The sequence below is a fragment of the Devosia nitrariae genome (genome assembly GCF_030160115.1).
Taxonomy (GTDB): Bacteria; Pseudomonadota; Alphaproteobacteria; order Rhizobiales; family Devosiaceae; genus Devosia; species Devosia nitrariae.
Genome location: NZ_BSNS01000011.1, coordinates 531,719 through 544,630, shown reverse-complemented (window position 1 = coordinate 544,630; position 12,912 = coordinate 531,719). Strand labels below are relative to the sequence as shown.

The window sequence follows — 12,912 nt, the reverse complement described above, 5'->3', positions numbered from 1 at the left end:
TCTACCTCCTATGCTGCGATCCAAGCATAGAGGATTTGCGGGCCAGGCGATAGGCTCGTCGATTGCCGCACCCTGCGCTCCACAGCAGGGAGCTGTCGGGTCTGGTTGTTTGTTGTTGCAAAGTTTCTTGCAGAAAGGCGCTCATATCCGGGCAGGTTCTTGCGGCCAAGCAGAGGTCTATTCTTATTTCTTAAGAGTTGCCGATATACGCTGAGCACGAGGAAATATTGCCGTGCTCCTGATCACTGACCGAGAAGATCAAAGTTCGGACCTTGCCGGAAAACTTCAGCTTCTCGGCGGTTGTCGCGTCGCGCCCCTGCAAAGCCTTGCCAGCCGGCCGCCGGCCGATGACCTGGTGATCTGCGATGTTTCACTCGACAACGTCGCAGTCGCGTTGCAGCTGAAAACGACCCTCCCCTTCTATTGCCGGCAGCAGGTGCCGATGCTGTTCCTTTTGGACGAGAACTCTCATCACCAGGCAACGCAGGCCTGGGCGCTGGGGGCGCGTGAGGTGGCCGCGCGGGCAATGCCGGTGCGCCCGCTGCTGATGCTCGTCCGCTCCCTGCTGCCCGATCGCCTGGAGCGGGGCGCGTTCGACGCCAACCTCGAACAGGCGGCGCTTGCCATCGCCGACATGCTGGATGCCCAGTATTCGGGGACGTCCCTGCAGACGGCGCAGCTGCTAGCCGGGTGCCACGCGGTGCTCGAGGCCCTCGAAGAGGGCGGCATCCACCAATGGATGACCAAGGTCAGCCAATACGATCACAGCACCTATCAGCACTGCCTGCTGGTGGCCGGCTTTGCCGGCGCCTTCGCCATCGAGCTCGGCTTCAGCCGGTCGGACCGCACATTCCTCACCATGGCCGCTTTCGTCCACGATGTGGGCAAAGCGCTGATCCCGCTCGAAATCCTCGACAAGCCCGATTACCTGACGGACGAAGAGATGCGCATCATCAAGCGGCATCCGGAACTGGGTAAGAGCCTGCTGCTCACCCAAGGGACGCCGAGCGCGGAGCTGCTGGATGTGGTGCTGCACCACCACGAACTGCCCGATGCCACTGGCTACCCCCACGGCCTCGGCGGCGCGGATATCGCCGACCCGGTGCGGCTGATGACGATCTTCGACATCTTTTCCGCCCTGGTCGAGAGGCGCGCCTACAAACCCTCCATGACCGCCGAGACGGCCTATCTCAAGCTTTTGCAGATGGGCGGCAAGCTCGACCGGGATTTTGTCCGGGCGTTCCGGAAGGTCGTCGTGAACGCCGGGCAAGGCACTGGCACTCCTCCCGCAGCGCGTGCGGCGCGTTGAGGCGGGTGGCGCATTGCTCGCTCACTCCGCGCGAGAGCCAGCCTTGCCGATTGCGTGAGCACTTGCCGTGCGCAAACCCGCCATCCGCTCGATGTGCATGCGCACAACCAGCGAGAAGAGGATGGCGCCAGCCATTTCCAGGAACTCTTCCAGAGCAATGACCTTGTTCCAGTTCAGCCCGAATGGAAAGCGTTCAGCGTACTCGTACCGCGACCCGAATGTTTCCATGCCGATTGCTCCCATCAGGAAAACTGCGCCTGCTGCGACGAGGCCGAGTGCTGTTTGCCTGGGAAGACGGAAGAGAAACCGCAAGAATGCCAGCAGGGCAAGCGCGACGACGACGAGGCCCACCCACACCCAATTGTAGACAGGCGCATAGCCCTCTGGGTTTCCGACGCCATAGTCGATAAATGCGCCGATATTCTCGTGAATGGAGGCGACCTCGTCGAGCGAAAGCAGGCAGCAACCGACGCAGAGAGCAATCCAATAGGCGCTCTCTGGCCGAGCACGCTCCAGTTGCTTGGTCAGGAGCGCCGCCTCGCGCGCGTGGTACGCACCGATCAGCCAGAGGAAGGAGCCGTACCACGCGGGAAGGTTGCCTTCTCCGTTGAGGTCCAGCAGTCGCTTGACGCTCTCTTCGGCTAAGCCGCCTAGCGTGACATGCAGACTGATGAAGAACAGCACCACGAGGACGAAAGCGCCGGCGAGGAGAAGCAGGTAGGGCGCGAACCTTCTCGACTTCTGGTTCATCAGCATGTTTCGCCCCCTTGGTGCCGGGCGGCCAGATGTGCGCATGTAGCACCTTGCCGACCGGCAGGCCTGGTCATGGCCCGCGAAACAAATTGTGACAGATTTATGACAGTTGCGGCAAGCTCAATCGCGATCTGGTCGGGGGTGTTCAGCCGGGCATCGCCGCGCCGGGCAAGGCGCCGGCTCACCTAGACCGCTGCTCGCTGCGCGCTAGGTCGGCACCCATCCCAATGAGGCTACGACATCCAACCGGCCCGGGCCTTCACCCACTCGAGGTTCCTCCGCTGCTCCTCATCGACGTCAGCATGGTCGTGCCCACCGTCGGGGCGCCGGTCCTGCTCGACGACGATCCAGCCCCGATAGTCGCGCGCTTCCAGCGCGCGCATGAAGCCATCGAGATCGAGATCTCCCTCCCCCAGCGCCACCGACGCGTCGGCCATGCCGAACGGAATGCCCTCCGCGCTCGCCTTCTCGACCGGCGCCATCGCCACGTCCTTGAGGTGCACATGGTTGACCCGGTCGCCCCAGCGCCGCAGCAGATCGAGCGGGTCGTCGCCCCCGGCCGCGGCGTGGCCGGTATCGAGGGTTAGAGGAATGTCGCACCCTGAAAGGAAGCGATCGACCTCGTGCGGCTGCTCGACATGGGTGCCGGTGTGGGGGTGGAAGGAGACGGGGATGCCGTAGCCGGCGGCGATGCGGGCGGCTTCCGCCATGCCGGCGATGAAAGCGATCCACTGCTCATCCGTCAGGTCGAGCTCAGGGTGGCGCGTCCCGCGCTTCACATGCCGCACGATCCCCTCCGCGCCGCTTCCGGCAAGGATCACCGGCCCCGTTTGCGGGAAGCTCGCCAGCACCGCGCAGATGGCGCGCAGCCCCGCCAGATCCTCCTCCATCGCCTCGCGCCCGGCGAGCGGCCGCAGCGCCACATAGGCGCCGGCGGAGGCGAGGCCGAACTCCTGGAGCGCCGCGACGGTTGCGGCCGCGTCCCTGCCGAAGAAGCCGAGCGCGCCGAGCTCGACGCCGGTGTAGCCGGCCGAAGCGACGGCGGCGAGGATGTCACGCGGGGTGCGGCCAGGGGGGAGGCTGTGCGGGCCCCAAACGCCCCAGGTGACGGGGGCATTGGCGAGGAGTGGGGTCATGGTGGGCTCGGGTGAGTGAGAGGATGCGGCCAAGCCGCTCGATTAGATTCCTAGGCCCACTACCTGATTGCCTGAGCTATCTACCCTAACCTCCAAGGCTCGGGATTTGGAGACCAAGTATGAGGTCGAGCCTCCTAGCTTGAAGGGAAATATGCTGGAGTTGGACTCAATGCCTGCAACCGGAAGTGAACGGCCGCTGTATCGCAAGCATGCTTCAGCGAGCCAAGTGGCGATGGGCGAACCTTCAAGGTCGATCGCCTTCTTGCGCACAATCATTCTACCCTTGTCGATCCGTTCAATCGCGCCCCAGCTGGCCTGAGACTGCAGAATCATGTTCGTCATACGGCGCGTGCCCTCCCGTTCGCCGTAAACCTCGGCCATTCGCCGATGGACCTCGGCGGACGAGCAATCGCCGTGTAGAGCTGTCAGCCGTCCCACAATCTCCGCCACTTTTCCAAAGAAGGGATACACGGAGATGGCCATGCCCCAGGTCAGGGCGGGTACTGACGTATGCGGTATATCGCAATAAATCTGGACACCGCGATCGGCGAACTCAGCCAGATCGGGGCGAGGCTCCAGCCAGAGGCGGTTGAGAACCGTTCTCGTCTTCTTTTTGGCGGCCGCGCCGGTGTGTGACGAATCCAAAAGCTCCACGAGATCATCGAGAGTGGAGACGCCCGCCCTCACACGTAGCGCAGCATCCGCCCATTCCAGTTTAATGAAGCGGTCGAACCCGATTTGCGGAGATAGTGAGTTCATGGGGTCGTTCTCGGAAGGTGCATCTTTACGAACGGAACGATGACCTCCTCCACCGATATTCCGCCGTGCGCCACGATTTGCTCTCCCTTCGGCACAAATGCACCCCGAATGTGTGCGTATAGCGGCAAGAAGTCATCCGGCAACCCGGGACTATCGAAGCGGAAGGCGTCGATATCTGCCGGCACAGATGCTGCTAAGGCCTCGCTGCGATAAGTTCGGACACGTTCGCCCCTTAGCTCGGATATGACGCCCTGGCTTAGCCGGCCGATGCCTTCCGCATCGACGTTACCATGGTCCGCAGTGAGATAAATGTGGTAACCGTGCTCGGCTAAGAGCAGCACCAGCTTTTCGACAAATCCCGACTCGCACCACGCGTCGATTTGTCCGGCAATGCCCCGCTTTCCCAACATCGCTCCATGGACGATCTCGTCGACCATGTCGATCACTAGTCCGACGACCTTCGTAGCGGGCTTCGAAACGGCTTCATCGAGCTCGGTCAGTTGCTCTGCGCGCTTCAAGCCTTTCCTATAGACGATCTGGTGCTTGCCAAGTCCGTTCTCCTGCCAAAAGCGCGACCACAAGGCTGGCTCTTGGGCGGTCGTTTCGATCGAAGTATGGAAATCGCGGGGTTTGAGTCCAGAAAACAACGCCTGTCGCGAAACCGAGGTCAGTGTGGGCAGCCATGCGAAGCAACCGCCTTCATCCACTGTAAAGCCTGGCACCCGCCCCGCCAAATGCTGTCGAATTTGGGGCCATTGATCCATGGCCAAACCGTCAAATACGAGGAGCGCAATCCGATCCTCGCCGGCGCTCCGGCGTAATGCAAGGTACCGAGGCACATGATGGACCATCACGGGGCCTTTCGCAGCTGGAAGAGACGGAAGGTCTGCGAAGTGCTGCAAGAGCCAGTCCTTCAAACGCTCGTCTGCATCGAGCTGCAATTCCCGAACTTGCTGCTGCATTGGTCCCGCCATATCTGCCTTGAGATTGTTGAACCTTGAAACGACCTCCCCCAAGCCACGAGCTAGTTCAACCCACTCGCGGTGCGGTGAATCGATGGCGGGCAGCTCGGTGGCGATTCTCTTCACGCCTTCGGAGACGAGGTTAGCCATTGCATTGGGGTCGTCAGCAAGACCTACCTTGATCCAGTCCGGCAAATCAGCTCGAGAACCTTTTGTTTCGATGGGCTGAAGTGCCCCTTCAAAAAACATGGTGTCTACGATTACCCTGACGTCTGGATGTTCGAACGGCACCGTAGCTTCTCGGAGCTCCCCCGCCGGCCCATCGTCCGACGAACCATCGCTCTGGATTCCGTACTGCAGCAGGAAGCCTCCCCAAGCGTCCTGCACGGTACGGACCGCGTAGCTCTTGGACGAGAGCAGCTTTGCGATGGGGAGTTCACCTAAGGGCGTTTCCTTCAATACTGTCGAAACATGGTTCGCGAGCAGAGGGGGCAATTCGGTTCCCCGATAGTGTAGCTGCAGAACTTCAGGCCAAAAGTCCTCAGGACCGCTGATCAGGTAAGGGCTGATGCGGAATATATGCGTGAGTATGAAGTCCTTGGTGGCGCCTTCGCCGAGGTCCTGCGTTGCATGCTTGTTGTGTGCCAGGAACAACGCTTCATGGTGCTCAGTGTCGATCTGCCGGACCACGCCATAACTCAGCCTCGGAAAGAGCTCCGCCAAACTGAGGCCGACTTTGCGTCCCATGCGGACGTAGTCCCATGGCAGCACGTTGAGATCGTTCCCGCGCAGTTGAAGAACGAGCGCCTTCGACGCTCCTTCCTCGCCGCGATCCCAAGCCGCCCGGTAGCGCTCTTCGTATTCTGTTCTAAAGGCAACGGAGTCTTCGAACGGCAGTACTTCGAAACCTCGTTCCCGAAGACCGTGCAAGATGCGCTCATCCAACAGGAGATCATCCGGGTCGCAGGCAATCCAGAAGCGGGAAAGATCGGCAGGAAACTCCTGCAGGATGCGATCGGTCCAGGCGCTCATGATGCAGCCGTTCCCGGTTCGCCGACACGCAACAGGAGAACGGCGTTCAGATCGGGCGTGTATGCCTCGGCGGCATCCAGCTGCGCCATGCGGGCGTCATAGTCGGCACGCAGACGCTTGCGACGGTAGTCCCGGACTGTCTGGAGCCCGACCCGGCCAATGGCCTGATGCCGCGCATCGTAGGCGTACTTGGCGCGTTCGCGCTCTTCCTGGATACGGGCCCTGTGCTCCTCCACCATATCCGTAAAAATGCGTTCGCCTTGGGTGAGAGCGGCATTCTTTGAACGGTCAAAGGAGCCGTTTGCATCTGCGGCGGCGACGGCTCCGACACTCTCGACCCGTTCCGTCAGAAGAAGATCCCAGATCCGCTTCGCTGTAGGCAGGAAGGTTCGCCCTTCGTCGTTCACGAAGACGGAAAGGAAGCGCCGTCGGCTGAAATCATCGGCGGACAGGCTGATCTCCCACAGCGACCATACGCCCCGGACGCTCTCCGGAAGACCGGCAATCCGAACGGTAGGAAGCGGTTGACCAGAAACGCAGCGCGGCAGATCGCTGATCACTGCCCGAGCGCGAGGATCTTCAAGCGTCACCCATTCGACGTCGGGCCGCTCCTCGGCCGTCCGCGCGTCGAAGCAGACCTTGGCCGACTCGCTGCCGTCTACCCAACGCACCCGCCAAACATCGGCTTCCTTGACGGCATTCCCGCCGCGCGCGGGTAGTCCGGTCGTGATCGCCTGCTCCAGCCAGAACTGCGCTGGGTGGTCCCTCCATTTGCGGGCATCGTCCGCATCAAGCTGGTGCCCATCCGACAAGAGCTCGCTGCTCTTGCGGCTTTCGGCGATGGTCGACCTAAGCTGCGACACAACCGCGTCGCATTCGCTTTCGATGGCGTCTGGGTTCTGAAGCCCTTGGACGAAAAGCTCATCGAACAGCGGCTCTGCTTCGACCGAGTCCATCACGTCAGCGGCTTTGTCCACGCCGAACTCTTCGGCGATGACCGCGAGCTTCGTCTCCAGAACCTCGCGCACGCGATGCTCGACCGTGTCCTCTAGGACGAAGTTGATCGCGCGCACGACGTGCGGCTGCCCGATACGGTCGACGCGGCCGATGCGCTGTTCGACTCGCATAGGGTTCCAGGGCATATCGAAGTTCACGATGACGTGGCAGAATTGGAGGTTCAGACCCTCGCCACCAGCGTCCGTCGAGATCAGAATGCGGATATCTCGGGAGAATGATTGCTGCGCCCGAGTGCGAGCTTCGAGATCCATGCTCCCGTTCAATGTGGCGACAGAAAAGCCGCGGCTTTCAAGGAAATCCGCAAGCATTGTCTGCGTAGGCACGAACTCGGTGAAGACCAACACCTTCAGCTCAGGATCATTCTCCTCCTGCTGAAGCTTGTAGATCAGCTCCAGGAGCGCCTCGGCCTTGGCGTCCCTTCCCTGTGCCTCCGTAGCGCGAACCAGGTCGAGCAGTGTGTCGACTTCGGCTTTCTCCATCTCCCAGCCCTTGGTCTGGATCGCGAGGTCCACCTGGGTCTGCCCGTCCAGTTCAGCCCATTCGTCAACGTCGGCTGTCTCGAACAAGGATGGCTGAAGCTGCGGCTGGTCCAGCAAGGCTTGGCGTTTTTCGAGGGTCGCCCGAATGGCGGCAGTGCTGGATGTCACGAGCCGTTGCATCAGGATCATCAGGAATCCAATGTGCCGCTGCTTCGCGGCCATCGCCTGGTTGTAGCCGTGGCGGACATAGTCGGTGACGGCCTCGTAGAGCTTCTGCTGGCTCGCGTGGCGGTCCTGCCATGCCACCGGATGGAGGCGGGTCATGCGCGGTTTGAAGAGCGGCTTGCCCTCCGCATCGATCGCGACGCGCTTCTCCGTGCGCACGACGAAGGGGCGTACCCGCTCGCTGGATACGCTGCTCTCGTCCGGGAACGAGTCCCTGTCGAGCAGCTGCATCAGCCGATGGAACTGGTCTGTTTTGCCCTGGTGCGGGGTTGCGGACAGCAGAAGCAGGTACGGCGCCGCTTCCGCTAGCGCGGCACCCAGTTTGTACCGCGCGACCTGATCCGTGCTGCCCCCCATGCGGTGGGCTTCGTCGATAATGACAAGATCCCAGGATGCCGAAATCAGGTCCTCGAAACGCTCCCGGTTGTAGGTGCTGAGCTGCTCAAGGCTCCAGCCGCGGCGGCCTTCGAGCGGCTTCACTGAGTCCAGCGAGCAGATCACCTGATCATGCAGCCGCCAGAGGTTTTCCTCGTCGCTTCGCCATTGGCGGAAGGCCGAGAGTTCGGCGGGTTCGATGAACTGGAAGTTCTCGCCGAAATGCAACCGCATCTCGGCCTGCCATTGCCGGACCAGCCCCTTCGGCGCCACCACGAGAATCCGCTTGGCCATGCCGCGCAGCTTGAGCTCGCGCAGGATCAGTCCGGCTTCGATCGTCTTGCCGAGACCAACTTCGTCCGCAAGCAGGTATCGGATCCGGTCCCGGCTCATAGCGCGGTTGAGCGTGTAGAGTTGGTGGGGCAGCGGCACGACACTGGACTGGATCGGCGCCAGCAGGAGGTTGTCCTCCAGCGCGTCCAGAAGCTTGCCAGCCGCAGCGGTGTGCAGGATCTGATCGACTGTCGGCTGGACCGCGTCGAGCGGACTCAGATCGCCCGAGCGGGCGCGGACGACGGCGTCTTTGCTGGGCAGCCAGACCCGATAGGCGGTCTCGCCCCAGATCTCCTCCCGGTCAACGACACGGCAGGATACGGCATGCTTCTCATGCCAGCACCACGCGCCGATGCCATGTCCGTCGTCCGCATGCGTCACGCATCAGCCTCCATGCGGGTGAGCGCCTGGTCGTACCAGAGCAGCAGCTTCTCATCCTCCTGCAGCGCCTCCTCGGGGATCTTCTGGGCGATGCCGATGATGGTCTTGTAGTCTTTCGCAGCCCACGCGGTCTTAAATCCAGCACGCAGCACCTCGAGCCGGAACTCCTTAAGCCGGCGGCCGGGGACGGACTTGTAGCCCTCGAACTCCTTGAGGAGCGACCGCTCGCGCTTCTGCTCCAGGTCCTTCGCCTTGCTCGGGTCGGGGACGTACCAGCGGTCCGTCGCCTTAGCCTTCAGTGGTAGGTCATCCTTCTCCAGACCGCGCAGATCCTTGAAGTTCGTCGATAGGTAGCTGTGGATCTGGCTGGGCACATCGCCGTCGCCAGAATACTCTAGAAAGTTGTCCTCAAGCAGACTCCTGAGCTCTGGCCGCGCCTCGTGCTTGCGCCAGCCGGCGCCAAGCTGGCCGAAAAACTCGGGTTGTAACTCCTGATAAGTGGATGGCCGCTTCTTCAGAAAGTCCGTGAGCCAGTCTATCGCTGATCTTTCATCAGAAACGAAAAGCTCCATTTGAGGTGCGATCGAAGCAATCGCTCTCTTGCGATCATATTCAGAGACTTGATGTGAAAGGAAGATCATACCATCACGTTCAACAAAGCGCTGCCGCAAACCCTCCTGAAATTCCTGGCTCGACAAAGGTACCGGCACATTGTGTCGGACGAACCAAGCCACAGTGCGATCGAATAGAATCCGAGGGTCACGCTCGATAATGAAATCAAGCACACCAGAACGCGACTTGAATATTGGTAGCTGACCAAGATGCGTCTCGACGAAATCCCACACCGAAGCCTCGGAGCCACCATTCGTGCATAGTCTACTCTCTAGAGCTCCGTCAGGTTTATATGCCGAAATGACTAGATCCTGCTTAACCGCGGTTGTGGTGTTTACTGCCTTGAAGCTTCCTTTTCCCTTGTCGAGCGCGGATACATTCGCAACAACGAATCCGGCTTCTTGCATGGCAATTTGAATGGCGTTCCACACGGCGGCCTGAGTGTTGGAAAACTCGACAGTGATCCACCTTCCCGGCTTTAATACTCGATGAGCTTCTTTAAATGATCGAGTCATGATCTGACGATAGTGATCGAGAGTCTTTCCGCCTTTTCTATCCTCAACGGCTTCAAGCTCGTGATTGGTCGTAACACCTAGCCACGCTTCTTGGAGAAAATTAAGCTGGGCATACATCAGGTTTCCGCCAAATGGCGGATCCACAAAGATGTAATCGACCGACGCCGATGGCAAATCGACCTTACTAAAGCTTCCGCAACTCGTAATCGTGTCACCAATTCCGAAGTCAGATCGCACCTTCATGGCTCTTGTTCTAAGAGCGAAACGTTCGAGAACCGATGTCTCGACTGACAAAGAAGAGATATACCAAGTCCCGCGAAGGCTGGTGATGACACCGCCGCCGCCGCCAAAATAGTTTCCAAGGTGAAGGCGATTTTCTTTTCCCACCCAATTTAGAGCGGACGTAAACCAGAAGCCAAATCGGCGGTCTTTTTCAAATATCTTCTTTTTGAGCAGGGAGAGAACATAGAGGTTTCTTTGCGTGTAGAAATGGTGCGTGTGGGTGACACCGATCGGGTCGTTGCGACGTGTTTCACTCCCTTCCATCATTCTAAATGATGGCGCCCAAGCAGGAAGTTCCATATTCGAGATCGTTTCGATCTTTTCTAGATCAGCTGCATCGGGACTTTTCTCGTATCTCTTTCCGTTCACGCTATAGTTAATTAGTACTGGAACTTGTCTCGCCTGAGTGATTCTCTCTCCAAGAAGGCCGTCTAGGCGCGTTGAATAGCTCCGATCAAGATTGCGCTTAGAGAGTTCCGCCGAGCAGCCCGGACAAGGAAACTTCTCCAAAGCTTTCCCGGCGTCTTTGTCCACCGCGTCCCGCCAGAAGACAATCTCCTCGGCGCATTCAGGGCAGTGAAAAACATCTGACCATACGGTGAAGTTTATTTTGCCTGTTGAGCGTCCATCAGAATGCAGCGTCTCATACATCCAGCCACAGTCTTCTTCTACCTCTGACAGTATTTCGTTGGCTTCTAAGCTGAAGGTTTGGAAATCGACATATGTGTTGTAATTGTGCGCGATGAAGCTTGCCGCTGGAGAGAGATCGTTGAGAATTGCCCTCCTCTTTCCAAGCGTTGAGAATGGTTTCCATGCACTGGTGCCGTTCTCGAGAACCTGTTCGAGAATATTCCCTTGCGCATCGACGCGGTACCCAAGCGATGTGACAGTTCGTCTGTCAGCGCATAGTTGAGCAGCTATTCCGGTCATGCCTGTGCCGCAGAAGCCATCGAGCACAACATCACCAGGCTGAGTAAAGTGCAAAATATACCGCATTATTGCGCGATGCGGCGCTTTTGTGTGATAGCCATGCGCATTGTAAATTGGGTCGTTCTTACCTTCGCTAACATCTGCTACGAAGGGCTCGGATTTATAGTGGGCGCTGTCGTCTTGGCTTTTGTTGGCCAAGCCCGCGAAATCACCGAGCCAAGGATTCGGACACGCCGTGTAGTAGGGCGGATCTGACATGGCCAGGATCGCTTCATCCGTTCCCTGCGGAAAGCCCTCCTGGTTCCGGAACACCGGATCCTTCAGCTTATCGGCCAGCAGCTTCAGGAAGTGCTCGCGCCGCGCGTCCTCACTCGGGAAGGTCATGCCGAGGCATTCTACTTCGCCTGGCTGGTTCGTCCCGGATTTTTGGTTCAGAAGGTCATTCATTGGTGTCACCTTTACGCGGCATCTAGCTTCGCGCGAATGCTGGGATAGGAGTACGGAGTGTCGGTCTTGCCGCCATGCTGAGCGGTCATCTCGTCGACAAAGCGCTGCCAATGGTCTCGCGATGCCGGCAGGGCCGCTGAGGTCAGCTTGAAGACCTCCAGCAGGACATCCGCCGTCCCTGAAGCGTACGAAATCTGGCTGTTGCCTAGCACCGCATCGAGCAAACGGCCGATGTCATCCGGCCCAAAATGCGGAGCGAGAGGGATCACGACCGTCTGTCCAAGCCTCTCCGCATCGCGATAGCTGCCGGCGGTCGCGTAGATGTCGATACCGAAAGGCACGAACTCCCGGCAGGGATTGTCGGACAAGAGCTGTATGCGTTCGGGCGCCGCAAAGCTCGTGAACTTTGCCAACAGCGTGTCGGCCAACTCAGGAATCGCGAACGCATCGAAGACCAGATGCTCCTTCAAGTCCTCGATCGAACACTCCTCGATGAGGCGTACAAGACGCAGCTTGACGGGATCGGTTAGCCAGCCCCAAAGCTGTGGCTCGGCACCGATGAAAGTGCAGATGTTCAGAAGCCGACCGTCACCTACGCCGTCAAAGAACTGGCCGACGAACGGCCGGGCGATCTTTTCAAAAATCCGCGTCTTCTTTGCTGCAACCTCGCTAAGAGTCCATGCAAGTTGGCGCTTCTTTCTGAGCAGTTCTTCTTCACCTTCGAGGAACGGCGCCTTGAGCAGAACCTTGATAAGGTTCGCCACCAAGGCATCTTTGGAGCGGTTCAGGTATTTGGCTGATACGAAGGTCCTGATGCCGTCCTCGGTCGACGGAAACGACGGACTGAGGACGTCCGCCTTAAAGCGGTTGAGTGCGCTCTTTCCTTGAAGCGGCGCGTGAACCAGCATGCACTGCAGAGCGTGAACAAGATGCGATCTGACGAGGTCAGGAGACGGTTGAAATAGCTCATCCTCGGTGATGAATGCCGGGTGCGCACAAAGGTGGCGGTCTTCTTGGATCCGCCGGAGCGTTTCAAACTCATGGGGTGTGACGAGCTGCAGATCGTCCTTGGCCGTATCGAGTAGCTCACGCTCCAGTGCCTGCATCTGCACGATGTTCTTGTGCTCGATCGCATTGTCGAGCTTCCCAATGAACGCAATGGAAGCTGCGTCTCCCTGACTAGCCAGTTCCCGAGCCTTGGAGAACACATCGTGCACGACTGCGATCCAGACAGACATGATTGCGGAACGGAGAGCTCCTCCGCGATATGCAGTAATCGCTTCCTCGACCAGTCGGCGTGACTCCCGGTCCCGAACCGCTAGCGCGAGAACATCAATGTCCGTGACAGCTTGGATGGACATGGAC

The 12,912-nt window shown here is 59.4% G+C and carries 8 protein-coding genes; 1 reads left to right on the top strand and 7 read right to left on the bottom strand.

Annotated elements, in window-relative coordinates; all coding sequences use genetic code 11:
* Positions 1–232 precede the first annotated feature (232 nt).
* A complete protein-coding gene (locus QQK18_RS13080) occupies positions 233–1,309 on the top strand; it encodes an HD-GYP domain-containing protein (protein ID WP_284340777.1) in 1,077 nt (358 codons plus the stop codon).
* Positions 1,310–1,330: 21 nt separating this feature from the next.
* Here QQK18_RS13080 and QQK18_RS13075 read toward each other — a convergent pair whose 3' ends face one another.
* The 7 genes from QQK18_RS13075 to QQK18_RS13045 form a co-directional block, all read right to left on the bottom strand.
* Positions 1,331–2,065 carry a DUF8692 domain-containing protein gene (locus QQK18_RS13075; RefSeq protein ID WP_284340776.1) on the bottom strand — a complete coding sequence of 245 codons (735 nt, stop codon included), beginning with the start codon at positions 2,063–2,065 and terminating at the stop codon, positions 1,331–1,333.
* A 230-nt stretch (positions 2,066–2,295) separates the two neighbouring features.
* A complete protein-coding gene (locus QQK18_RS13070) occupies positions 2,296–3,198 on the bottom strand; it encodes a TIM barrel protein (RefSeq protein WP_284340775.1) in 903 nt (300 codons plus the stop codon).
* 42 nt (positions 3,199–3,240) lie between these two features.
* On the bottom strand, positions 3,241–3,957 hold the full coding sequence (locus tag QQK18_RS13065) for a hypothetical protein (protein ID WP_284340774.1): 717 nt from the start codon (positions 3,955–3,957) through the stop codon (positions 3,241–3,243).
* A complete protein-coding gene (gene pglZ, locus QQK18_RS13060) occupies positions 3,954–5,951 on the bottom strand; it encodes a BREX-3 system phosphatase PglZ (RefSeq protein WP_284340773.1) in 1,998 nt (665 codons plus the stop codon). The genes QQK18_RS13065 and pglZ overlap by 4 nt, the downstream gene beginning before the upstream one ends.
* Positions 5,948–8,761, bottom strand: coding sequence for a DEAD/DEAH box helicase (locus QQK18_RS13055; protein WP_284340772.1), 2,814 nt, complete (start codon positions 8,759–8,761; stop codon positions 5,948–5,950). The genes pglZ and QQK18_RS13055 overlap by 4 nt, the downstream gene beginning before the upstream one ends.
* Complete coding sequence (locus QQK18_RS13050; protein ID WP_284340771.1) at positions 8,758–11,547, bottom strand: DNA methyltransferase; 2,790 nt, start codon at positions 11,545–11,547, stop codon at positions 8,758–8,760. The genes QQK18_RS13055 and QQK18_RS13050 overlap by 4 nt, the downstream gene beginning before the upstream one ends.
* Before the next feature lie 11 nt (positions 11,548–11,558).
* Positions 11,559–12,908: a hypothetical protein gene (locus QQK18_RS13045; protein WP_284340770.1), complete on the bottom strand. Its 1,350-nt coding sequence runs from the start codon at positions 12,906–12,908 to the stop codon at positions 11,559–11,561.
* Between the last annotated feature and the right edge of the window lie 4 nt (positions 12,909–12,912).

Bases quoted from the DNA above. Each gene is read 5' to 3' on its own strand.
- QQK18_RS13075 (WP_284340776.1), bottom strand. From the start codon at position 2,065: ATGCTGATGAACCAGAAGTCGAGAAGGTTCGCGCCCTACCTGCTTCTC.
- QQK18_RS13070 (WP_284340775.1), bottom strand. From the start codon at position 3,198: ATGACCCCACTCCTCGCCAATGCCCCCGTCACCTGGGGCGTTTGGGGC.
- QQK18_RS13065 (WP_284340774.1), bottom strand. From the start codon at position 3,957: ATGAACTCACTATCTCCGCAAATCGGGTTCGACCGCTTCATTAAACTG.
- pglZ (WP_284340773.1), bottom strand. From the start codon at position 5,951: ATGAGCGCCTGGACCGATCGCATCCTGCAGGAGTTTCCTGCCGATCTT.
- QQK18_RS13050 (WP_284340771.1), bottom strand. From the start codon at position 11,547: ATGAATGACCTTCTGAACCAAAAATCCGGGACGAACCAGCCAGGCGAA.
- QQK18_RS13045 (WP_284340770.1), bottom strand. From the start codon at position 12,908: ATGTCCATCCAAGCTGTCACGGACATTGATGTTCTCGCGCTAGCGGTT.